A 23,680-nucleotide genomic window follows, 5' to 3' on the forward strand; every position below is an offset into this window, starting at 1 on the left:
GTTGAATATTCACCAGTGACTCGGCCCAGCCAAAGGACAGCAAATAAGGAACGACACGTACACCCGAAGCAGCTCGACCGCAGGACCTGCTCCTGTCAGCTGAAGAATGAGTGTTAGTACAGCAACTTGACTGAAACGATCTCCCACTCCATTAGCAATCCCTGAATAAAACAAATACCGATAAGGATGACGGTGAATCATATCATACCCTCCTCTTTTCAATTAGATGCACATCTAATTAGTTGTCCGAGAAAAAAGGGCAGCCAAAGCCGCCCTCCATAACCTACTTTTATTAAACATGGCAGTCGATGATCACGAATCGCTTTTTCATGGGCTTATTTTCAGAGTAAAAGCTTTTACAACGCGCAGCCTATCTGCACGTGAAAACCAGACGCACCTCTGATAGGTCATCGCTTCACGACCATCGGCCACATTTCTACGGGATTCAATTCGTATCGATTATTTTCTCGATACATGAACTGCTGCATCACCCATTCGCGTCTGACCGTCGCAAAATCGTCAAAAAATGTTTGAATGTATTCATTCACTTCCTTTTCATCATACGTTTTTCCTTGTTCAAACCATTGGACAAAATAGGATAGAATGACAAGCTTCTTCTTCAATTGTCTTGGCATCTGTTTCAATCGGCCCTCTACAGACACGAAATTTTGAATGATTTTCACCTGATCTTTCTCCTCCATGTACAGTTCTTCTGCTTTCATCGAACTTTCATCTCCAATCCTCAAGATGGCAGTAGTCATCGATTCCAGTCTCCGCTCATCTAAGTAAAAATAAATCGTATTTTTGTCCCTCCGTGAATAGACCATCCCTGTCTCTTTAAGTTTTTTCAAATGATGAGTGATTGTGGGAGGTCGTAAACCCAACTTACCTGCGATTGCCTGTCCGTGAAGCGGTCCTTGTCTTAGCAGCGCGATAATGCGCAGCCGTGTTGTATCACCGACAGCTTTATGGAACTTGACCATTTTTTCTAACTGCATGATCCACCACCTAATTAGTCATTTATCTAATTAGATATTAATCCAACTAGATAGTTATGTCAATGCTATTCCTTTTTTGAAACCTAAACCGTCACCTATGCCCTGCATTTTTTCTTCATAATAGGTATTCAGGAAAACCCAGATGGTTTATCGGCTTAAAAAAACCGCATCCACTATGGATACGGCTGATTTTACGTTTGTTTTTTCATAAACTCATATACCTTTAAATCAATATACCCACGCTTCTGCTCACGTCCTTCAAAATTTTCCGTATGCAAATACGTTGTCAAAGCTTCGTGAAACTCATCATCCGAAACTTCGCCTTTTGAAAGATATTGAAAATGTTGAAGACGGTTGGCAACCTCTTCCTTCAGTTCTTCATTTATTTCCACGACATCCGAGTCCTCAGAGGCTCCGAAATATAATTGTTGAAGCTGGTAAATCCGGTCCAGCTCTTCAATCGGTTCAGGGTGGTCGTCAACGCGAAGATCGACAGCCACATCACTGAGACCTCCGTATCCTGCCTGGTCTTTGACTACCAATAATGCAGCCGACTGTTTGCCACGACTATCTCCGCCTGCATTTTGTGCGGCTTTGATCGCTGCTAGAAGACGATCAGCCAGTGAGCCTTGTGCTTTTTCAAATGTTTCACCCATAGCCGTGACAGTTTCTTTATTCACTAGAATATTCCCCTGGGCTGCATAGTTCGTGCCCGCTTTCCCCCCAGCCCAGTCGTAACAATTTTCACCCGTAAAACTGGCAGAGCGACCTTTGCTATCAATAATACCTACTTGGCGGTCCTCTGAATGAGGATCTTTTGATGTAAGCCTTTCAACGACTTCAGATGCGGACAGCCCTTGCTCAAGCAATCCAAGACCTTCAGGACCATAGGCTGGGTTAGCGAAAGCTTGCGTAGCTACTGCGCCTACTCCTGCTTTTGCCCATGGGACAACAGCCCCTACCCCAAGGAATTTAGATTGGACAGCAACACCCCACTCTCCTGTTGCCGGATCATGGGCGACGATTGAGAATGTAGCTATAATATCAGAACGTTTTTGTTTCATTTTCTTCCCTCCATATCTTTAAATTTTCGATACACCACTCTGAAATCCTCCAAAAGTATCAAAAAGTGGTCGATAAGTTTCTTTGAAAATAAAACGGGAATGCACCATAGTAACTTCATATAAAGGAGAGATTACTAATGAAACCATTGATTCGCGAATATACAAATGACGAAATTTTGATGAAAGACATCAAATCATTAAAGGATAAAGGTATCGATAATAAAGAGATTTACATCCTCTCGCATGATGATGACCGTACAGATCGGATTGCTAAAAATGTCAACGCCAATACGATTGGACTCTCTGAACAGGATTTAACAAATGTGCTCAGCAATATTTTCAATAAGCAAGGCGATGAGCTCCGTATTAAGTTACAGGAAATGGGCTTTTCCCAAAAGGAAGCAGAAGAATACGAAGAAGACATGGATGAAGGGAAAGTCCTCTTGATCGTGACGAACCCGGAAAAAGCGGAATCTCTTATCTAAGAGTTCAATGAATGAACATCCTAATAAATAAAGTTGCTGCTTTTTTGTCCATTCAAAACCCACTAAAAAAGCAAATTGGTGAACCCTGGAAGCTTAAAAAAGCCCACAGCTATAACATGAGGCTACTGAAGAACTGCAACTATCTGAGTTATGCATCAACAAAAAAGCCGAGTTGGACGATTTACCGTTCAACTCGGCTTTTTTATTTCGATGAGACATTCGTGCTCTTACTCCTCCATGAACTTTAGTATTCGTAGACGATGAATATCGCCACCGGACCTTGTACACGCAGAGTGATTTTCTTTGATATATCAAAGAAAATCACTCTTTTTAGATGAACCTCTGTTGATTCCACGATAAGCGCTCGGTGGTGACACCTGCGGGAACAGCCTCAGCAAAAATCCACCGACAAGCGATTCGTGAGAAGCAACAAAAAACTTTAACAGCACCTCTATATTTTAAAAGGTTTTTCAAAGGTCTCATATAAAATCTGCGAGCTTTTTTCAATCAATACGTAGTGAACCATGTCCATTTCTGCAGATAATACGACGCATAACGAATTCCCGTCAATTTATCCTGATATTTTTTATAATCAGCAGTATAATGACCGTCTTCGTTTTCCCAAATCCTGTTGAAGTATTCGTCGACTTCCTGGAATACTTCTTCCTCTCCAGGTCCTTTGATCACTACATCTGCTTCCAAGTTCAAGTTGGATAAATTCCTCCTTGTATAATTGGCTGACCCTGCAATGATGACATCTTCCTCTTCTTTGTCGATATACAGCATTTTCGTATGATACTGTTCCATGTTCACATCATACCAACGAAGGTTGATGTTATCATTACCTAAATTCTTCAACTCTGCCGCAACAGGTAAATTAGGAATTCCGGTTTTCTCGTGACCGAATGCGGTTGTATTCGGATCCATAACGATATTCACCACAGCTCCCCGGTCCGCGGCTTTATCCATTTCATCGATAATTTTCCGGTCTGCCAGGTAATACATTCCTAACCAGACTTGATCGCCTTCACCAGCATTCGCTAGTTCGTCTAAAATAGCATGATATATTTTGCCTTCCGTCACGAAGCGAGTCGTAAGCGGCCCTTCCTGTTCTTCCCAGCTGCGATTTTCATAGTCAGGGAAATCTGCCTCACCTGAATAATTCACAACCGCTTCTTCCGCTTCTAATATATCTTTAATGATCGGACCATCCATTTTGAATGCTACATTTTCGTGAAAACCACTGGCATCATGTGGGTTAGCTGTTGAAACGATGGCCGAATTCTCAGTAACTAATAATTTTCTATGGTTCGCTTTGATATTCAACAATTTCATATAGGACCTCAATGTTACCTCAGGTGCATCTTTGGAAAATGGATTTTTGATCCACCCATCATCACCTGTCCCCATCCAGGAAAAAAACACGCGCCAAACGCTTGAATAAACAGGGTTGGAATCACGCAGCTTATCCAGATTTGTTAATACAACATCCACGCCACCATCTTCCAGACGACGGATCGTTTCTGATTCATAAGAGCCATAAACCGTATTGATCTTATCTGTAATAAATACCACTTTTAAATCTGGCACTTCTTCTTTCCTCTTGAGAATTGCATCTACCAGATTCTTTGAGATTTTAGGAAAGTCATGTTTTCCACTGGTATATCCGTTGAATAAAAACATGTCTGAAACGATAAAATTCTCAGCTTCAGAGATCGTCCGGTTGATTTCTTCGAAAATTTCCAACTCATGAACGGTTTCCCCTTCGTCATTCTCATAGGTCAAATCCCGAAAAAACTCCACAGTATCCATGGAGTGCTCTTCCCCCTCATAGGAAACCCCTTCCGGTAGTGATTTCCACGATGTATGATACGCAATCGTCAAACTGATAATAATTAGAAAGATAAGTACAATCCAAAACCATTTGCTTTTATAAAATCTTTTCAAACGCTGCACAACAATCCCCTCCACTTTTTAGAGCGCTTAGTTATTTTCACCATCCCCCTCCATTTCAAACCTCTCAAACAAAATTTGTCGAATTTCAGTGTTAGCTTCCTCTCATTTACGACCTGAAATTTCTAACATAAAAAGAAGCGAAGTATGTTGACGCAGCGGCTATGCATTTATTACTTCATAAAGAAAACCCGAACGAATTTTCGTTCGGGTTTTCTTTATGAAAAATTCTTTTGTCCCGCCACAACGGCTTAATGCATCAATAATTTAGGACGCTGCACGAATAACAGACTGACCACAATACTACTCAAAATAAAAGCAGGCAACATATATCCCCCGTTATAGACGAGTGAGTAGAGCCACACCGGCTGTCCTTCCGGGGCAAATTCCCCGTAAAAAACAATCCCGGCAGTAAAGTGACCGATAAAGCGTAACAAACTTCCGACGAAGCACCCAAAAACGATCCAGCCAACCAATGCTTTCGACTCTTTGGCTTTAATCGCTTTCCATAATGGTTTGGCAACAAATCCCGCTACCCCGATGACAGCAAAGGCAATGATATAATCTAAAATCGTCTGTACCGGCGTGATGATATAGGCTCCTGTTAAGATTTGATAGATTCCTAATAAGACGCCTGTGGCCATGCCGCCTTTGATTCCCCACCTGAATGCCATGATGAACACAGGCACCATTGCAAGGGAAATAGAACCCCCTTGCGCCCATAATTTGAAAGATAGAAAAGGTAAAATATCCAACAACAACGCTAATGCTGAAAAAATAGCAATTTCTACTAAAAATAAAACACGACGATTCCTCATCTGACCTACCTCCTGTAGAAAGACACAAAAAAAGCAATGCCAAATAGGGAAGCTTCCTGATGGAGGAGTCCCAAATGCATTGCACCATCAAAAAAGCCGCCATCCCTGCGTCAGTATTAACTGACAGGTTCGAAGGGTAAGAACGAAGAGTTCACTCTCAGCCGGAAGGCTCCCCTTGAAGGCTTTATACCGTTACTTTTCTTGATTTGTCTACTATTATAATAGACTTTCGGATTAATTACAAAGATTATCTTATTGCCCCGGAAATACTCTTATCTCAGCCTTTAGTATTCGTGTACATCTGGAAAAATTCGAGGCTTCTTTCTATGATTAAATCCTGGTCGTAATCCAGTGTCGCAACATGGTAACTGTTTTCTAAGTGAATGATTTCTTTATGCTCCGAAAAGACGGAATCAAAGACCACTTCTGAATTATTCGGTGGTACGACATGGTCTTCATCTGAAACGAAAATCATGATGGGACAATGTATAGCATCAAGTCGCTCTTTTACTTGATCCATCAGACGGACAAGCTCTTCAATCGATTTAACCGGGGTGCGATCATAGGCGAGTTCATGACTCCCCTGGTCTTTAATATCCGAACCGATGGCATCCAAAAACCGCTCTTCCGATGAAATACTGCTTTCAAAGGCCGGGATTTGGATGGCGGCGTTAATGGGAATGACCCCTTTGACTGCTTCATACTGACTTGCTATATACAAGGCAAGCGCACCACCCATCGATAATCCGGCAACGAAAACAGTGGAACACCTCTCAGTCAACCACTGGTATGCTTCATCCACAGAGCGGATCCACTCCTTATAAGAAGTAGATTCCATATCCTCAGGGGTGGTCCCATGACCTTTTAAACGAGGACAATGAACGGTGTAGCCTTCTCTCGCATAGGCTTCCGCTAATGGCCTCATACTCTGAGTCGTGCCTGTAAACCCGTGGCAAAGCAGAATGCCCACCTCATTCCCTTCAAACCGTATGTCTTCCGCTCCATTCATCACGATACTTTGTTCCATATCTCTTCTCTCCTTCTGATTTTTCGGTTCCAAGTATTTTTTTCAACACTGTTCTCTCCAACCACCGCCACGGAAGGATTCGTTTCATAAACACATTCATCCTTACCCCGGATCCAATCGGATAACGGAGTTTAGACAGCTGCTCCTTTTGCATAAGGTCTGCCATAAAATCAGCTACCTTCCCCGGCTTTTCATGGGATTCTTCATTCAAAGCACTCCAGAGGCCTTTCGTGTAGTCTGAATATGGCGAATCAGGATCATGGACAGTGTCAGGCAATTCCATGCCAGAGGACCAGATGTTCGTCTGATAAGAACCTGGTTCAATCAATGCGACATCAATACCAAAAGGCCGGACTTCAAAGCGTAGACTTTCGGATAGTCCTTCGAGTGCATGTTTAGATGCTACATAGGCGGAGAGGCCGGGGAAGCCGATCAGTCCACTGACACTGCTTACGTTAAAGATTTTCCCCCGTCCTTGTCTCCTCATCAAAGGGAGCACAGCTTTGGTGACACCGATCACCCCGAATACATTCGTTTCAAATTGGCGTCGGTAAGCTTCCAGAGGTACTTGTTCGAGGAAACCGCCAATCGCAAAGCCCGCATTGTTCACGAGTACGTCCAGCCTGTCCAAGCTCTCCAGTTGTTGTTCAAATCGCTTTATAGAATCTATGTCCGTTACATCTAACGGCCAGACCTCAATCAGGTTTCTGACTTCAGGGGCCAGGGTCCCATCTTCAAATACAGAGGCTTTCTCCATATTCCTCATCGTCGCGATGACCTTAAATCCTTTTTCTGCACATTTAATAGTGGTATGGTAACCGAACCCACTGGAAGATCCGGTGATCAAAACGGTTTGGCTCATTCAACTACTCTCCTTTATTCCTTGCTTTACCCCCTATTGTTCGCTATCACACACCAAATCTCCTTTTTGTTGAAATTGGCCTTCACCAACATGAACCTCTCTCCACACCAGTAATCGTTTACTTATTCATAAAAATATTAACTTAGGTTTTAAGCAAGGAATGGTATAGTATTCGGTTGAATAATGTTAAAATGAGAAAGGTTTGTCTACAACCGAATTTTAAAAGAAAGGAAGTTTCATAACCTATGAGTACTGACATGAAGCTTCAAGAGCTTACTCCTTCCTATGATCCATGGGAAGCGTACATGGATGTCCAGGAACATGGTGAAATGAAGTTATCCAATATTGAATTTACAACCACCACCTTGTGCAACATGCGCTGTGAACACTGCGCCGTCGGCTATACACTGCAGGCGAAAGATCCGGAAGCATTGCCGATGGACCTGATCCGTGAACGTCTCGATGAAATCCCTCACCTGAGAACATTGAGTATTACAGGCGGTGAACCGATGATGTCGAAAAAGTCTGTCGACAACTATGTTCTCCCATTGTTGAAATATGCCCATGAACGAGGAGTGCGCACACAAATCAACTCCAATTTGACACTCCCTTACAAACGATATATTCCGATCATTCCATACCTTGATGTTTTACATATCTCACATAACTGGGGAACGATTGAAGAATTCATTCATACAGGTTTCGCTCGTATGGAACGGAAGCCTTCCGAAGAAAACCGACAGAAATATTTCGATCGGATGGTCGAAAATTCACAGCGGCTTTCAGAAGAAGGTGTGATGGTATCAGCGGAAACAATGCTCAACAAACGGACCTTCCCGTATCTGGAGTCTATCCATGATCATGTCAAAGAAATGAAGTGTGCCAGACACGAAATTCATCCGATGTACCCTGTCGATTTCGCCAGCAGTCTGGAAACATTGAGTCTGGAAGAAATGCGTGAAGGAATCAACCGTCTTCTCGACCACCGCGATGAAAACACGTGGATGCTGTTCGGAACCTTACCTTATTATCCTTGCAGCACATCAGAGGAAGATTTGAGCATGCTAAAACGTTTGTACAAGGAAAAGAATGTTACGGTACGTAATGACCCGGATGGACGCTCCCGTCTCAACGTCAATATTTTCAGTGGTGATATCATCGTGACCGATTTCGGTGATGAGCCCGGACTCGGTAACATTCAGGATAAGAAGCTTGAGGATGCTTATCAAGAATGGATGCAAACAGATACGGCTAAGAACCTCAACTGTCATTGTCCTGCCGTTCAGTGCCTCGGCCCGAATGTGCTTGTCAAAAACACGTATTATGAAGGTGTAGATTTTCAAAAAAGGAAAACAAACATTACATTATAACTGGCATTCGTCCCACCCTTACAGTGTACCGATAGATTTCAGGGAAACGATCCCTTCCCCTTTTTGCCAAAGAAACATGTAAGGTCCTATCTAACTCCAGTCCAAAAGCGTCCTTTGCCAGGGGCGCTTTTTTTGACGCCTGCACAACCCTGGATTAAAATGAAAACACGAAAGGGGAATCCCTATGCCAGCAATTACATACGGAAAAACAAATATTACTTACCAACTTGAGCGGAAATATGATGTTTCTTATATCAAAATATATTTGGATGATTTGAACGGAGTGCACGTAACAGCTGCCAAACAGAAATCTGAGGATCGAATTGAAGCTTTCATTCGGAAAAAAGCGTTATGGATCAAACAAAAATGGCAGGAAACCCATTCTGACCTTTATCACATCGATCAATTGACACTGGACGATGAACAGAGAATCTCTTATCTAGGCCGTTCTTACCAACTGTTTTCAGAACCAATTTCAAACGAGGATGAACCTTCCTTCCGCTTTCAAAAAAGTAAATTCTATTATCATTACCCTAAAGTCCTTTCGAAAGATGAAGCACAGCGGCTGCTCATCCAAAAGGCGAAAATCTGGTTCCGGGAAAAATCGGAACAAAAACTGCCCACTTTGACTGACCACGACATAGAAATCGAAGAAGACAGCATAAGGCTGGGGATAAAAGAATCAGACCTCATCCACCTCAACTGGCGGATCGTCCAACAACCGAAGGACACCATCAAACAGACCATCCGGGACTTATGGGAAGAAAAAACGTGCTGACATAGGAAAACCCCTTCAGGAATCAATCTTGAAGGGGTTTTCTTGCTTAGCAAAATTTTTTCACTTCGATTTTTTATAATCCTTTGACTAAATGAAAAGCAATAGACTCAGTGCCATGACCGCCATACCGGCGACGACCCCATAAATGGATAAATGCGCTTCTCCATACCTCCTGGAAGCCGGAAGCAACTCATCCAATGAAATGAATACCATGATTCCAGCGACACCAGCGAAAAGAATTCCAAACATCGTTTCATTCAAGAATGGCATTAACAATAAGTACGCAAGAATCGCGCCCACCGGCTCTGACAATCCACTCAGAAAGGACAGTTTAAACGCTTTTTTCTTATCCCCTGTAGCAAAATAGACAGGAACCGAGACGGCAATTCCTTCCGGGATATTATGAATAGCAATGGCAGCAGCAATGGCGATCCCAAGCGTTGGGTCATTCAAAGCAGCGGTAAACGTTGCAATCCCTTCCGGAAAGTTATGAATTGCAATCGCGAGGGCTGTGAATGTACCCATTTTCAACAGGTCAGGATCTTTTACCCCGGCATTCCCCTTTGTCATATCCTCGACTTTTTTCACTTCATGTGGGTTTCCTGCTTTTGGTATCCATTTATCGATAAGTGCGATGACGACCATCCCACCAAAGAAAGCAGCCACAGTAACCCAATGCCCTTGTTCATTTCCTAATGCATGGACGAGAGATTCTTGGGCTTTGAAAAAGATCTCAATCATCGACACATAAATCATCACTCCTGCAGAGAATCCGAGTGCCAGGGAAAGAAACCTTGTATTCGTCGTGGACGTAAAGAACGCCAGCACACTCCCGATCCCAGTGGCTAACCCTGCAAAGAGCGTCAGCCCGAAAGCCAGTAGTAAATTTTCCATAATTCCACTCCTTCAATTCGAACATTAACTAATGTTCATTGTAAATGATGTTTTTCCTTTGTGCAACTTTTTTAGTTTTAGTTATATTTTATGCGCCCAGAGAAAAAATGTCCCTCTAAAACGAAAAATATTTACAGCATAAATGTAGAACCTGCAGCATAAAATACCCGCATTCAAAAGCACAAACACCCCTTAGTCGCCCTTTTAAAATAGTGGATGATCAGGTCGGGAACTAAGATCCTGCGGCAGAAAGCTGCTCTTGAACACACTGAAAAACCACAGCCTCATCGACTGTAGTCCATTACACTTATGTAGGTGAAATATCAGTTTCCTCCAGCATTGATTACTACTGATATCCCTTATTTCAATCTAATGGAGAGAAGTCAGCCCGTACATTATCTATCCTCCTCTTCACTTCTGAAGTCTATGATAAGATTTCTGATAGACTTCAGAAGTGCCACGTCCCCTCCCCTTCAATCTGAAAATCATGGTAAGTATTGAAAATGCGCCTCAACCCTTGCTACAGTCTCAAGTGTCCCGGGCGCAATTGGCGTGGCGCCCGCACTCATTACCTGGGTCTTACTGAAGCTCTGGGCTGGGGAGGCAGGCGTAGTTCCGATCTCCATAATCTTCACAGGAGTTTGGTCGAGCTTCAATCTCATTGTATTCGCAATGGTCTGCGCATTGGCTAATGCATTACCTAAAGCAATCCTTAGGGCTTCCTGGTAGTCAGCATAAGGGTCTTTGACCGTGAATTCAATATTCGATACACGGTTCGCTCCATTTGCGACCGCTGTATCAATGATATACCCTGTTTGGTCAATGTCATCTATAGTGATACCAAGAGTATGTGTCACTTGGTAACCTCGGAATTCCTGTTTACCGTCAACATAATCGTACTCAGGAAAAATGAAGTAATCCGCCGTTTGTATATTTTCTTCGGCAATTCCCACAGCGATCAATTGCTCTTTGACACGAGATATCGCACTCGCATTGTCCTGCTGAGCTTTTTCCAAGTTCATATCCTGGGTCACGACACCGACTTGAATATTCGCCGTATCCGGGCGCGATTGCACTTTTCCGACTCCATTAACCTTAAGGATTCTGCTTGCTCCCGCTTCTCTTCCTGACTGTCTGATCGGTGGATATTGCATGATAAACCCCTCCCTTTTCATTTGATGATAAAAAGGGAAAAATTATTCCCTGCGAACAAGGGAATTATTCCCATACTTTTATTCGCTTCAAGTGAATAAATAGTATATGGGGGGTTCTTATATGGCAAAAACAAAAAAGCTATCCTATCCGGATGATTTTTTACACATTATTCAACAAGGTCTGCCCAAAGCAGCTAGAAAAAAGCGGATACTGATTATCGGGGCAGGAATGGCGGGGCTTGTGGCGGGACAGCTCCTTAAACAAGCAGGTCACCAGGTGACAATATTAGAAGGGAACAACCGAATCGGCGGTCGAGTGTATACGGTTAGAAAACCTTTTACTTATGGGAATTATATCGATGTCGGAGCAATGCGTCTTCCTTCAAATCATGTACTCGTCCAAGAGTATATCCGTAAATTCCAGCTGCCCACTCAGCCTTTCTTGAATACCACACCAGATGACCTCCTGCTCATCAATGGAAAACAATTATTCCAGGAGGATTATAAAGAAAATCCAGATTTACTGGACTTTCCCCTTCTTCCTTGGGAGAGAGGAAAAACGGCAAAAGAATTATTTCTATCTTCTGTGCAGCCATTTCTGGACCTTTATGAAAAAAGCATACCCGAAGAGCAGGAAAAACTACGCGACCAATACTCCAACTATGCGATGGGGGAATATTTACGTAACAATCCACTTGGACCTTCGATGTCTACAAACGCTGTCCGAAAAGTTAAACTGCTGTTAGGAATTGAAGGTTTTCCAGAATTCTCATTCCTGGATATATTGACAGACATCACCTTCCCCATTTTCAGTGAAGAAACAGAGTTCAAAGAAATCACTGGAGGAAATGATCGTCTGCCATATGCTTTCCTCCCGTCATTATGCTCAGATATCCACTTCAATAAAAAAGTAAAGAAAATCTTCCAAGGTGAATATGAAATCAGAGTCGAAGCCGAAAACCAGCTGGATTGTAAAAGAACATGTTGGAGGGCTGATTATGTCCTTTCCACTATACCTTTCACAACTTTCCAATTCATAGAAGTATACCCCTTTTCATCCATATCATTTAAAAAGCGGCAAGCGATTCAGGAACTAATCAATGTACCAGCTGTCAAAGTTGGCATTGAATTCAAAAGCCGTTTTTGGGAAAGATACCCTGTCGGAAACATCACCTCTGACCTCCCGATGCGTTTTATGTATTTACCAAGTCATGACAGAGGTAAACCTGGCCCTGGTGTCATGCTGGCCAGCTATACGTGGGGTCAAAATGCAATGCTTTGGAACAGTTTGAGTGACAAAGAAATCATTGAAGTCCTTCTCGAGAATTTGTGCAGGGTTTACGGACCGATCGTTTATCAAGAATATTTGAGCAGTGTAGTCTTTAATTGGAGTCGAAACCCCTTCTCTGCCGGCTGTTTCACCCTTTTCACCCCTGGACAAAGTCTTGACCTCGAAGAAGTCATACCAAGCCCGGAGGGACGGCTGCATTTTGCCGGAGAACATACATCCTCATTCCATGGCTGGATTGAAGGAGCTGTCGAATCAGGAATACGTGCCGCTAATGAACTGAATAATGCAAGTGAGGGATCTTCAAAAGCTTAAGCAAACCTGAAGAGATAATGCAAAACCGATCCCCCTTTTTCACGTCGGGCCTTCTGGGGTTGAAGAGGAAGATGCCATTCGATTTATCGGCGTAAAAGCAAAGTTATCGATGTGACAGAGATTTTATCAGCGCAGTAGCTTGAATATCATCCCCTAAACACCCAAAAGAATCTGGGCCAAAACGATAATTGCCATTGGAAAAGACGAACAATAGGGTAGAATAGATCAGGTGGAGCGTATGCAACATAGGGAACAGCACGTGGTGAAGACCCCGGGAGGTAGCGGTCTTTGCTTACTGAGGAGGCAAGGCCCTGCCCGCGGAAAGCGGAGTATGATAGAGGACACTGAAAAACCCTTTTCAATCTAGAAGAACTGTTAAAGTTTGTTGTTGCTTCTCCCGCATCGCTTGTCGGTGGATGCTTGCCGCGGGCACGGCCTCAGCTAACTTGGTCAAGAAGATCACTTGACCAAGTGGATCTTCGGCTCGCGCTGTTCCCGCAGGCGTCACCACCGAACGCTCCTCGTGGAAGCAACGAGGCATAACTAAAAAGAGTGATTTTCATTAACATACTTGAGATCACTGAAAAAAGACTCCTAAATAAAGGGAAACACCCTACTTTTTCAGTGACCTCAAGTATGATGCCGGATCGGCGTATGCATTTATGGCTTCATAAAGCCAAAGAAAACCCGAACGAAATTCGTTCGGGTTTTCCAGCGGAAAAATCCTTTTGTCCCAGTGTCCTATTCCATCATTCTTCTTCATTTTCTGTATCCAACTCTTCACCCTTACCGCTCCAAATCTTGACGGATTGGTTTTCAGTCTTCACTGGATACACGACCTTATATTTCTTCATTTCCACTTCTCCCTCTACCGTCTCTTCGGCAGTAAGAAAAGCAGTGACTTCCACATGATCCCCTTGAGGGTCTGCGACGAGATTATCCACTTGAACGGTTAACGTATTGTTGTAGCCGGATCGGAAATCTTCGAAGGAAATGTCCTCCTGCCAGCTGCTGCTGAGCAGTGAATATGCCGTCACGAAATCACCTTGGTTAATACTATCGTAAAAATACTGGACAAGATATGTGGCCTGTTCCGCATCTGTACCAGTTACAGGAGATTGTACCTGTTCTTCGAGCTCAGGAAATTCAGGAAGTGATTTCATCGGTGACTCACTCCACCGTTCCACCACCGGAAGAATATCCCCGATGGGTATGCTGAAACCGATTGTTTCTTCATCAAGCTTCGCTGAATTAATGCCGATGACTTCACCTGTCTCACGGTCCAATAAAGGGCCGCCACTGTTTCCTGGTGAAATCGGGGCTGAAATCTGATACATATTTTTATAATGGAAAGGCTCGATATCTAATGTGCGGTCAAGACCACTGATTTCTCCACGGGTCACTGTATTCTGCAGCCCAAGTGGACTCCCTAAGGCCAGCACTTCATCAAGCAGCTCCACAGACCCATCTTGTCTGATTGGAAGCGGTTTTTTTCCCTTTAATCCCGCCACTCTTACAACGGCAACATCAGTATCTCGGCTGATCCCAATCACTTCACCTGGCATCTTCTTACTGTCGGCCGTCACGACTTTGACGTTCTCCTGGTTTGCGACGACGTGAGCATTCGTGATGACATCGCCTTTTTCGTTATACAAAAATCCGGACCCGATTGTTCCATCTTCCAATTCAATCTGGACGACGAGTTTTTGCGATTCGAAGATTATGTCCTGCGTTTCTTTGGGTACTTCGTTACCTTCTGCTCCCTCTTTAGCGGGGTCATCCAATACCGCACTCATGCTCATTTGTTCAGGGACAGCATTCGTGATATAAAAAACGCCCGCGATCCCGCCTCCGATAATCATGATGGAGACAAGAACGCTGAACAGCCAAGAGCGTTTCATCTTACATCCTCCTATTCTACTAACCATTCCATCTCTGTCATCTCGACAGAATACTCCCCTTCTTCCAGCTCATAATAGACCTTTTCGAAGGACCCCTTTTTTCCAGGGTTCAAATATAGGGGATAGACCTTTGCAGACTCTGAGCGCACGACTTTCCCATCAGCATTGAGGATGTCATACTTCACAGTTATCGTGCTGATGATTTGCGTGGCCACACTTTCCAGCTCACCACTTACTTTATAGTCTCCGAATTCATCTTTAGTTATATTGAAATCAAGGACTTTCAAAGCTTCGGTTTCATTCACCAATTCATCTTCAGCCGCTTGCTGCATGGCTCGTTCCATCCGCTGTTGTTCCGCTTGTTCGAATGCTTGCTTCTCTTGTTGGATCCGTTCTTTCAATTGAATCAGTTTTTCATCATTCGATACATATTGCAAACCTTGATCGACGATGGCGACCGCTTCTGTATAGCGTTTTTCATTTGCCGCTTCTTCTGCTTTCTTCGTCGACTGGTTGACTATTTTTTCATGGATTTTTTCTCTGACTTTCGAAGCTTCCTCCAAATTCAACTGGGAAAGTGTATTCAACTTAGCAGCGAGCTCTTCTACATCTGTCACTTTGGATAACTCCTGATTAACCTCCTTGAGGGTCATCAGAGAATCCATCTCATTCATCTTGGGGACAAGTGTCAACAAGAGCTGACTGTCTTTCTCCTGCAGTTCCTTTTCAATGGCGTTCAATTGCTCTGAAGCTTTAGAAAGTGAACCTTCTTCAAGCAGAGTATGGACTTCATTTAGTTTACGATCCCAAGTAAGTGCAATTTGAATGTTAAGCAGTTCTTCCTGTAAGGCATCGACATGCGGCCTTTGATCGACAGCATTAGCCAATAGGGTCTCCGCTTCCCTGTATTCACCTGCAAGCGCAACCTCTTCTGCTTCCTTTTTCATTGCTCTGACTTCCTTATTCACTTGTTGTTCATGTGCATACACAAAATAAAGCGCTGCCCCCACCACAATCAACACCATCACAGGTGTGAGGACTGGGAGTTTTGACTTAAGAAGACGCCTTCTATCCTGTTTTTCTTCACCTTTCAAAGGTTTTCCACATTGGGAGCAATAACGGGAACTTTCGGTCATACCATGTTTACAATGAGGACATTCAATCATGGTCCCGTCCTCCTTTTCTATCAAACTTACATAAATTCTGACAATCCTCACTTATTATAGCATGCCTCCTGTTGAATCTGAACAACGTATTTAGGCCCTTTTTTCCTTTTAAAAAAATACGTAAAGATGCAGGGAAACCGCACGGCCGGTTTTTTCTTTCGTGCATACAATGAAATACCTCAGACATGAGAGGAGGGTCTAAATGAGAGATCGTGATAAAGAAAACCAACCGAGACGTAAGCCCTCGAAACCCTGTTGTGGACGCAAACCCAAAGGGAATTCCAGATAAAAAAAGAAAAGAGTCGCTACCATGGATTGCGGCTCTTTTCCCATGGGTGAATTTTGTCATATAAATGTAATCATAATGTAGGCATTTTGTATTTGTTTTGTTCTGAAGACGCCTGTTATACTCCAATGAGTAAAACAAACGAAAGGGGTCATCAGTCATGAACAAGTACCTCTCTGCCATCATATTTTTATCAACCATTCTAATCATGAGTTTCAGTCTGCCCATTTCTGCCGAAGAAACGGACAAGACCGCTCAACACATAGAAACTAAATCAATTACGCTTGATAAAAAGATAAAAGAACATGAACGTTTTAATGAAGAAAAAGAAGCAGAAGCAAAAACTGCGTCTGCCTCTACTGAGCAGGTGAAACGGACCGTAGCTGTGGAAGCGACAGCCTATACCGCTTTCTGTGAGGGCTGCAGTGGAAAAACCTATACAGGAATCGACCTTCGCGCCAATCCGGATCAAAAAGTGATCGCAGTCGATCCGAATGTCATCCCCCTTGGATCGAAAGTCCGCGTGCCTGGGTATGGCGTAGCAATTGCTGGTGATATCGGCGGCGATATCGAAGGCAATCGGATCGATGTGTTCTTAGCTGAACAAGGAGATGCCCTGGACTTCGGCCGTCGTCAGATTGAAGTGGAAATATTGGAATCATAACGGTTGAAGTGAGGCTGTGCAAAAGAATTCTTCCGCAAGAAAACCCGAACGGACCCGTTCGGGTTTTCTTTATGAAGCCATAAATGCATACACTGCTCTAGCAACATCCATCGCTCCATTTGATCCAATCTCCACTATCATTCCCCTTTTTCAGGGCAGTCAGTGTTTTGTCCCAGCCCTTTGTTATTTTGGACTGATGGGTGGGAATATCAGCTTCATATGATTTTATTTGTGCAAACCAATTGAGACCACACGAATTTTATCGGCGTAACTTAAGTTCGCCCATAAAAAAACCTTGTCTCCGTAATGTACGGAAACAAGGATCACCCTCAATCTCTGGAGAAACGCGTGCGACGCGCACATTTGTCTAAATAAAAACTTTCCACTCCACTCGTATGAATAGCCACACCATCCTCCAGGAACCACCAAGTCCCCCGGTCCAGCTGTTTGACGATGAATTCAGATGCCTCACGCTCGTCCATCGCTTCACTCAGCTCCAGGTCATGTGTGACAACCCGCTTACTGTCCAACAAAAAAATGACGTGCCACTCTTTTTTCTTAGCCATCCAATCACTCCTTTAATAAATATGTAGTCAACATACTTTACCCAGCTATTTTTTAGTTTAATCTTAGAATCGAAACTCATACATAAAAAGTTAAACAGTGTAGCCGCTTGAGGATATTATGTATAGCATCACTGCTTGCCTGATACAACAACAAAAAAGCCACGCTTGTGAGGCGTCGCTTTCGATCAGTCTTTATGTAGGGGGAGGTGCGCCAGAGGTACGCCAGGAAGTTCTTCGGTTTGCTTTCTTACAAACAAAGAAAAACCAGCGAGTGACAGAAGAGCAAACGACAGGTATAAGACATCCCTCCAAAAATTTTTATAGATTGTCCTGTCTACGCTTTGAGTTTACCACTATTCTTACAATAGTAGTGTTAAGCCTACGTAAAGACTGAATCTATTCTCTTTGTACAACCATTCTATGCAAATGGATTTACAAATAGACGTGCCTTCGGTTAGAATGACTAAAAGTTAAAACTTAGTAAACAAATCGGATTTAGGAGGTTTATATAAATGCAACAACAGACAGTTGAACAAACAGTAGCAGAAAACAAGCGTTCTGCAGTCACTGATCAATTGGATCCGGTCCAAAAACCACTTGTATGGCTTGGGGCGATTGTATCACTGCTTTTATTTATATCTATTATCAGTGTCACCACTTTCACTCAAGGAGTGCTCTTTCTTATCGGAATTGCCTTCGGTCTTGTGCTGTTACATGCCCGTTTCGGATTCACCTCTGCGTTCAGACGGCTGATTTCTGTCGGGAATGTCCAAGGCTTGCAAGCTCATATGCTAATGCTTGCCGTTGCAACCACCTTGTTTGCCGTCATTTTAGCAACAGGGTTCAGTTTCACAGGAACAGCTCCTCAAGGATATGTGTTTCCTGTAGGAATTAGTGTTATAGCCGGATCGTTCATGTTCGGAATCGGCATGCAGCTCGGTTCTGGCTGCGCATCCGGTACCCTTTATACCGTCGGTGGCGGGAAGTCCTCCATGGTCTTGACTTTGTTCGGATTCATTGCGGGCTCTGTGCTTGGTGCCTATCACATCGGTTTCTGGCGAGAAACGCCAACACTCCCGGCCATCTCATTAGCTGAAACAACTGGTTTCGGATATTTTGGGGGCTGGATTTTACAACTCCTTATTTTCCTGGGCGTTTACGGAATCACTGTGAAAATCGCTAAGAAAAAGAACCCTCCGAAAATGGCGCCGCTTAAGACGACGACCGGTTTAAAGAAAATATGGCGCGGTGCTTGGCCATTGCTGTTGGCTGCCGTCATTCTGGGCATCTTGAATGCATTGACTCTCGCTACCCGCGGGAATCCATGGGGCATTACTTCAGCATTCGCACTCTGGGGCTCCAAGTTCATCCAAATGTTCGGCGTTGACGTTGCCAGCTGGACTTACTGGTCCGGCGACCCGGCTCCATTAAACAAGTCCGTCTTAGCTGACTCAACAAGTGTGATGAACTTCGGTATCATCTTAGGAGCATTCATTGCAGCCAGTTTCCAGGGGAATTTCAAACCTGGAAAAATAAAACCAGGCATTGCGACCGCATCCATCCTCGGTGGTGCACTGATGGGATATGGAGCACGCCTCGCATTCGGTTGTAACATCGGCGCATACTTCGGTGGAATCGCATCCTTCAGTCTCCACGGTTGGGTCTGGATGATCATGGCGTTAGTCGGCACCTATCTCGCCCTATTCTTACGCCCAATGTTCGGAATGAAAAACCCCAACCCGAAAGATTCCATTTGTTAACCCAAATGTGGAAGTGCCTTGATCAGCCCCGACAAGCTTAAGACAAACAACAGAATGGAGTGCTCTTCTCCATGACGTTGTTTGACTTATGACCTCGAGTGTCTGGACGCTGGAACTGGATGACCCAAATGTGGAAACGCCTTGATCAGTCCCGACAAGCTTAAGACAAACAACAGAATGGAGTGCTCTTCTCCATGGCGTTGTTTGACTTAAGACCTCGAGGGACTAGGCGTTGGAACTGGATGAATCAAATGTGCAGCCAAAAAACAGCGCGGATACGAAAAAGTTCCGCGCTGTTTTTTTTCTAAAAATGTGGTATGATGGAGTCAGAAATAGGATACACATAAGAAAAGGGACCACAGCTGTCACTGTGATCCCATCGGATAGCGCTCTGCCTAGGGCGCAGCCTAAATGAAAAATAGACTCACCCGCATTCACGTCAGAATAGGGAGTCTATTTTTTTATGCGTAAAATCGCTACAACTAAGCCTAGGATTGATACAGTCAAAGAACTGAAGGCAATCATGACCATTAACGATTCATACATACTCAGAGGCATCACCCCCTCCATCGATGAGACATGGGGATTAGCCGACACCCTATTCAATTGGCAAAAATCACTATCCAATATAAATTATAGCATGTCTCTCCGTAGAAAAAGACAGGCTTTTTGGACTAAACATGAATTAAAGCAGCGCACTCTTATAGCAATTTAGCTACAAACTTGCGCTCACGCGGTCCGTCAAACTCACAGAAGTACAGTCCCTGCCAAGTGCCGAGCACTAGCCGGCCATCATCTACAATCAATGTCTGGGCATGACCGATGGTACTCGTTTTCATATGTGAGGCTGTATTACCTTCTGCATGGCGATCTTCGGGATGATCCCATGGGTATACTTCGCGAAAACGGCGCAGCATATCTGTTTTCACATCAGGATCAGCATTCTCATTCACGGTCAGTCCTGCTGTCGTATGCATGGAGGATACGACAATGACACCTTCTTCAATTCCTTGTTCTCGAATCCAATTTTCAACCTGACTGGTTACGTCAATCATTTGGTCATGTTGGTTTGTCGAAATATGAAATGTTTTCAGCATCTGTCTCACCCTCCGATTTCTGAAGCTGCATAAGCTTCCAATTTTTTATAAAGCTCATTTTCTTCATCAAAAAATTCCTGCTCAGACATATGGAAGGTCAGTGCTTCCATGTCAATCTTCGCAACGGCTCTATATACATTTGTTGCATTCCCGCGCAATTGGATAGAAAAACGTCCTTCCTTCTTTTCTACGAGGCAGTTGACGAGACCTCCTTTATTAATGACGACAATCGGTCGATCAAGTTCGTTCGGCCCGAGCATCGTTGATACCAGTGAAGAGGCTGACATCGCTGTTCCACAAGCATTCGTCAAACCTACCCCGCGCTCAAAGGTACGGACAAAAATTTTATTCTTTTCCAGCACTTGTACGAAGCTGACGTTTACACCATTCGGAAATATTTCCGGCAAGTGATTGGCTCTTTTTCCGATTCTTAAGAGTTCTTCATGGTCCACTACATCGACCATTGCTACAATGTGGGGATTTGGAACACTAAGAGCTGTAAATGTAAGGTTGTCGGATAGTTCCGGTATTTTCACATCAACTGCTTCCTCCCCAGCCACATTCACCGGTAATGATTCAGCATCAAAGGAAACCGGTTCGATCATGACAGAAAATGTGGAGATCTCAGGGAAGATTTCATCCACTTGACTGACAGACAGCAAAGCTTTCTCTGTCTCGATTGTTATGGAAGGCTTACCCAGCTTTTCAATCATGTGACGTGCGACACAGCGCAGCCCATTGCCGCACATTTCCGCTTCTGTACCGTCCGAGTTGAACATGCGCATCCGTCCTTCTGCTTTTTCACTCGGCATGACAAAAAGAATACCATCCGATCCGATTCCACTACCTCGGTCACATAATAGTTTAGAAAGGTCTTTTCTCTGTGTTTCCGTAAAATTGAATTCCTGGTTCGTTTCATCAATCATTATGAAATCGTTCCCCGAACCATGGCATTTGATAAATGGTATATTCATTAGCACAAAACTCTCCCCTGCCGTTCATTTTTATCTCATAATAGCATATTTACGCTGGAATGAAAGAGATAGTGATGCCTGTTTAGAATATCAAGCAAAGATTGTAGCCAGTGAGGCGGAAGCACAGTAAAAAATGATAAAAAACCAGGATAGGTAATAAAGCCACCTATCCTGGTTTCACTATTCAACTATTATTAGCAGGAAAACTACCTCCAGCAGACATTAACTTATGCCGCACGCTTTTTCATCAACCATAGAAAGTAAGGGGCACCAATCAAGGCAACCAATATTCCCGACGGTATTTCATTCGGAGCGAGCAGCGTCCGGCTGAACAAATCTGCCACGACAAGCAAAGCACCACCAATCAGCATTGTAACAGGCAGCAGTTTCTGGTTCACACTCCCCACAAGCAATCTTGCAAGGTGCGGAGCGATCAAACCGACAAAACCGATTGAGCCCACAGCCGCAACACTACATGCAGCAAGCAAAGTAGCGATTAACGCCATCTGGAAACGGACAGATACAACGCGGAGACCGAGTCCTTTTGCTGTATCATCGCCGAGTGATAATACATCGAGCGTTTTGATATAAAAAGCAAGCAGCGGTACGAACAGAATCACCGGCCAGATCAAATATTGAAGAAGCTCAGCCCACCCTTTTGCATAGGTCGTCCCAGACAACCAGGTAAGAGCAGAAGCGACACCTAAATCCGATTGGACGACGAGAATCTGAATGAATGCTGATCCGAAAGCAGACATTCCGATCCCCAGCAATGCCAGCACTGTTGGCTGAAACTCCGCTTTCGCTCCAAGTGCCATGACGATGAGGAAGAACACTAACGCGCCGGCCATCGCCCCTAGAGGAATCCAAACGGCTGATACACTGAACCAGTACATCGTCATCAATGCTCCTACCCCTGCCCCGGATGTAATTCCGATGACAGATGGATCGGCAAGCGGGTTACGCAGTACGCCCTGGAAGATCAGACCACTGACGGCTAACACGGCACCACTGAAGAGAGCGACGAGTGCGCGGGGCAGCCGGAGATCAACAATTAAATTACGGATGAATTCATTCGCATCCCCGAAGAACGCCTGATAAGCGACACCGGGTTCAAAGCCGTAATTTCCAGAAGCAAGACTGACAAGCAGCGTCACAATGATAAGAAGCCCAAGGGCCGGCAGCACCTTCACTAATGAAACTTTAGCTGAATCCTTTCCAGCCATAATAGCCCCTGTATCCTGACTGTTGCTGCTTTTCATCCGCATGACGAGCCAGATAAGCCAAGGGGCACCGACAAGTGCGGTGATCGCACCAACCGGGAGCTCTGAAAAGGATGGATCGATAATCCGGGCAAGGACGTCGGCTAACAGCAGCACATTCCCACCCCATAGGAAGGAACCGATAATCAGTGGTACGTGTGCCCGATACCCGATAAGTTTGATCAAGTGAGGAGCGACAAGACCCACGAAACCGATAGGGCCTACAATACTAACTGTCACACTTGTAAGCAGAACTGCGGCAAGCACAGTAATCAATTTGACGGTTCGGACATTTTGACCAAGAGCAGTTGCGACATCATCCCCAAGCGTCAATGTGTCCAGTTTACTGGCAAAAATGAAGGCAACCAGCACAGCAGCTATGATCAGTGGCAATGAAAACTTCACGCCGTCCCAGTCGTTTTGGATCAATGTACCAGAACCCCATAAGAACAATCCCTGTGTTTCATTTTCGTAAAAAATCTGGAGCACAGAAGTAAGCGATGAAAACAAAAACGTTACAATCATCCCCGCAAGCACCATTCGTACAGGTGTAGCATCACTCCCGCCTGACAGCATATAAACAAACAGGAAAGTCAATACTCCACCTAGAAAAGCAGTGATTATTCCGTTGCCAAACATCGAAAAAGGCAGGAAAATCGTCGATACTACAACTGCAAAATATGTGCCTGAGTGAATACCAAGCGTACTGGCAGATGACAGCGGGTTTTTCGTAACTGTCTGCAAGATGACCCCGGATACGGCCAGCGCTCCACCTGCGATAATCCCCATTACAGCCCGCGGCATGCGTAAGATTCTCACAGTGTGATGTTCAAGTGTGTCTTGAGGATTGAAAAGCGCTTCTACAACCGTCGCTAACGGGATCGTCACATTTCCTTGATTGATATGTATAAAAGTTAAAAGACACAACAACGCGATTCCACCTCCAAAGGTGAAAATCGCGATCATTGTGTTCTTAATTGCTGCGTTCATAAAAACCA

Annotated in this window: 22 protein-coding genes, 1 pseudogene and 1 riboswitch; of the genes and pseudogenes, 6 read left to right on the forward strand and 17 right to left on the reverse strand. The window is 44.1% G+C overall.

Going from position 1 to position 23,680, the window contains the following annotated elements; translation table 11 throughout:
- Positions 1 to 9: 9 nt before the first annotated feature.
- The 3 genes from HLI_RS03440 to HLI_RS03450 all read right to left on the reverse strand — a co-directional run bounded on the left by HLI_RS03440 (position 10) and on the right by HLI_RS03450 (position 2,062).
- Complete coding sequence (locus HLI_RS03440; protein ID WP_128523095.1) at positions 10 to 201, reverse strand: hypothetical protein; 192 nt, start codon at positions 199 to 201, stop codon at positions 10 to 12.
- A gap of 206 nt (positions 202 to 407) precedes the next feature.
- Entirely contained in the window at positions 408 to 998 is a 591-nt protein-coding gene (locus HLI_RS03445) for a DUF2087 domain-containing protein (protein WP_128523096.1), read from the reverse strand.
- Positions 999 to 1,189: 191 nt separating this feature from the next.
- Positions 1,190 to 2,062 carry a DUF1028 domain-containing protein gene (locus tag HLI_RS03450; protein WP_128523097.1) on the reverse strand — a complete coding sequence of 291 codons (873 nt, stop codon included), beginning with the start codon at positions 2,060 to 2,062 and terminating at the stop codon, positions 1,190 to 1,192.
- Between the two features lie 137 nt (positions 2,063 to 2,199).
- Between HLI_RS03450 and HLI_RS03455 the strand changes: the two genes are divergently transcribed.
- On the forward strand, positions 2,200 to 2,547 hold the full coding sequence (locus HLI_RS03455) for a YflT domain-containing protein (protein ID WP_128523098.1): 348 nt from the start codon (positions 2,200 to 2,202) through the stop codon (positions 2,545 to 2,547).
- A gap of 507 nt (positions 2,548 to 3,054) precedes the next feature.
- Here the strand turns inward: HLI_RS03455 and HLI_RS03460 are convergent.
- The 4 genes from HLI_RS03460 to HLI_RS03475 all read right to left on the reverse strand — a co-directional run bounded on the left by HLI_RS03460 (position 3,055) and on the right by HLI_RS03475 (position 7,207).
- Positions 3,055 to 4,503 (reverse strand): phospholipase D family protein, encoded by a 1,449-nt coding sequence (locus tag HLI_RS03460; RefSeq protein ID WP_128523099.1) that lies wholly within the window; start codon positions 4,501 to 4,503, stop codon positions 3,055 to 3,057.
- A gap of 248 nt (positions 4,504 to 4,751) precedes the next feature.
- A complete protein-coding gene (gene thiT, locus HLI_RS03465) occupies positions 4,752 to 5,318 on the reverse strand; it encodes an energy-coupled thiamine transporter ThiT (protein WP_128523100.1) in 567 nt (188 codons plus the stop codon).
- 85 nt (positions 5,319 to 5,403) lie between these two features.
- A riboswitch (TPP riboswitch) is annotated at positions 5,404 to 5,504 on the reverse strand.
- A gap of 91 nt (positions 5,505 to 5,595) precedes the next feature.
- Positions 5,596 to 6,345 carry an alpha/beta hydrolase gene (locus HLI_RS03470; RefSeq protein ID WP_128523101.1) on the reverse strand — a complete coding sequence of 250 codons (750 nt, stop codon included), beginning with the start codon at positions 6,343 to 6,345 and terminating at the stop codon, positions 5,596 to 5,598.
- Positions 6,299 to 7,207, reverse strand: coding sequence for an SDR family oxidoreductase (locus tag HLI_RS03475; protein ID WP_128523102.1), 909 nt, complete (start codon positions 7,205 to 7,207; stop codon positions 6,299 to 6,301). Before HLI_RS03475 ends, HLI_RS03470 begins: the two co-directional genes overlap by 47 nt.
- 245 nt (positions 7,208 to 7,452) lie before the next feature.
- Between HLI_RS03475 and yfkAB the strand changes: the two genes are divergently transcribed.
- Positions 7,453 to 8,577 carry a radical SAM/CxCxxxxC motif protein YfkAB gene (gene yfkAB / locus HLI_RS03480; protein WP_128523103.1) on the forward strand — a complete coding sequence of 375 codons (1,125 nt, stop codon included), beginning with the start codon at positions 7,453 to 7,455 and terminating at the stop codon, positions 8,575 to 8,577.
- Positions 8,578 to 8,761: 184 nt separating this feature from the next.
- Positions 8,762 to 9,355, forward strand: coding sequence for a YgjP-like metallopeptidase domain-containing protein (locus HLI_RS03485; protein WP_128523104.1), 594 nt, complete (start codon positions 8,762 to 8,764; stop codon positions 9,353 to 9,355).
- 87 nt (positions 9,356 to 9,442) lie between these two features.
- On the opposite strand, the gene zupT is transcribed toward HLI_RS03485, so the two are convergent.
- Positions 9,443 to 10,249 carry a zinc transporter ZupT gene (gene zupT, locus HLI_RS03490; RefSeq protein WP_431357390.1) on the reverse strand — a complete coding sequence of 269 codons (807 nt, stop codon included), beginning with the start codon at positions 10,247 to 10,249 and terminating at the stop codon, positions 9,443 to 9,445.
- 485 nt (positions 10,250 to 10,734) lie between these two features.
- Positions 10,735 to 11,403 carry an SIMPL domain-containing protein gene (locus HLI_RS03495; RefSeq protein WP_164908468.1) on the reverse strand — a complete coding sequence of 223 codons (669 nt, stop codon included), beginning with the start codon at positions 11,401 to 11,403 and terminating at the stop codon, positions 10,735 to 10,737.
- Positions 11,404 to 11,524: 121 nt separating this feature from the next.
- Between HLI_RS03495 and HLI_RS03500 the strand changes: the two genes are divergently transcribed.
- The gene (locus HLI_RS03500; protein ID WP_128523107.1) at positions 11,525 to 13,006 is read left to right on the forward strand and encodes a flavin monoamine oxidase family protein; all 1,482 of its coding nucleotides are present in this window, start codon (positions 11,525 to 11,527) and stop codon (positions 13,004 to 13,006) included.
- A 358-nt stretch (positions 13,007 to 13,364) separates the two neighbouring features.
- On the opposite strand, the gene HLI_RS21445 is transcribed toward HLI_RS03500, so the two are convergent.
- The 3 genes from HLI_RS21445 to HLI_RS03510 all read right to left on the reverse strand — a co-directional run bounded on the left by HLI_RS21445 (position 13,365) and on the right by HLI_RS03510 (position 16,073).
- On the reverse strand, positions 13,365 to 13,517 hold the full coding sequence (locus HLI_RS21445) for a hypothetical protein (RefSeq protein WP_164908469.1): 153 nt from the start codon (positions 13,515 to 13,517) through the stop codon (positions 13,365 to 13,367).
- 238 nt (positions 13,518 to 13,755) lie between these two features.
- The gene (locus tag HLI_RS03505; protein WP_128523108.1) at positions 13,756 to 14,907 is read right to left on the reverse strand and encodes a S1C family serine protease; all 1,152 of its coding nucleotides are present in this window, start codon (positions 14,905 to 14,907) and stop codon (positions 13,756 to 13,758) included.
- An 11-nt stretch (positions 14,908 to 14,918) separates the two neighbouring features.
- Complete coding sequence (locus HLI_RS03510; RefSeq protein ID WP_128523109.1) at positions 14,919 to 16,073, reverse strand: hypothetical protein; 1,155 nt, start codon at positions 16,071 to 16,073, stop codon at positions 14,919 to 14,921.
- Positions 16,074 to 16,744: 671 nt separating this feature from the next.
- Here HLI_RS03510 and HLI_RS21950 point away from each other — a divergent pair.
- Positions 16,745 to 17,023 (forward strand): annotated as a pseudogene (locus HLI_RS21950) (3D domain-containing protein); the annotation flags it as partial.
- Positions 17,024 to 17,352: 329 nt separating this feature from the next.
- On the opposite strand, the gene HLI_RS03520 reads toward HLI_RS21950, so the two are convergent.
- On the reverse strand, positions 17,353 to 17,589 hold the full coding sequence (locus HLI_RS03520) for a hypothetical protein (protein WP_128523111.1): 237 nt from the start codon (positions 17,587 to 17,589) through the stop codon (positions 17,353 to 17,355).
- A 512-nt stretch (positions 17,590 to 18,101) separates the two neighbouring features.
- Here HLI_RS03520 and HLI_RS03525 point away from each other — a divergent pair.
- Positions 18,102 to 19,349 carry a YeeE/YedE family protein gene (locus tag HLI_RS03525; protein ID WP_128523112.1) on the forward strand — a complete coding sequence of 416 codons (1,248 nt, stop codon included), beginning with the start codon at positions 18,102 to 18,104 and terminating at the stop codon, positions 19,347 to 19,349.
- A gap of 453 nt (positions 19,350 to 19,802) precedes the next feature.
- Here HLI_RS03525 and HLI_RS22255 read toward each other — a convergent pair whose 3' ends face one another.
- The 4 genes from HLI_RS22255 to HLI_RS03540 form a co-directional block, all read right to left on the reverse strand.
- Positions 19,803 to 19,919: a putative holin-like toxin gene (locus HLI_RS22255; protein ID WP_431357398.1), complete on the reverse strand. Its 117-nt coding sequence runs from the start codon at positions 19,917 to 19,919 to the stop codon at positions 19,803 to 19,805.
- Positions 19,920 to 20,050: 131 nt separating this feature from the next.
- The gene (locus HLI_RS03530) at positions 20,051 to 20,446 is read right to left on the reverse strand and encodes a secondary thiamine-phosphate synthase enzyme YjbQ (RefSeq protein WP_128523113.1); all 396 of its coding nucleotides are present in this window, start codon (positions 20,444 to 20,446) and stop codon (positions 20,051 to 20,053) included.
- 5 nt (positions 20,447 to 20,451) lie between these two features.
- Positions 20,452 to 21,420: a diaminopimelate epimerase gene (gene dapF / locus HLI_RS03535; RefSeq protein ID WP_128526806.1), complete on the reverse strand. Its 969-nt coding sequence runs from the start codon at positions 21,418 to 21,420 to the stop codon at positions 20,452 to 20,454.
- Positions 21,421 to 21,647: 227 nt separating this feature from the next.
- The gene (locus tag HLI_RS03540) at positions 21,648 to 23,672 is read right to left on the reverse strand and encodes an iron ABC transporter permease (protein WP_128523114.1); all 2,025 of its coding nucleotides are present in this window, start codon (positions 23,670 to 23,672) and stop codon (positions 21,648 to 21,650) included.
- Between the last annotated feature and the right edge of the window lie 8 nt (positions 23,673 to 23,680).

Source organism: Halobacillus litoralis, from assembly GCF_004101865.1.
GTDB lineage: Bacteria > Bacillota > Bacilli > Bacillales > Halobacillaceae > Halobacillus > Halobacillus litoralis_A.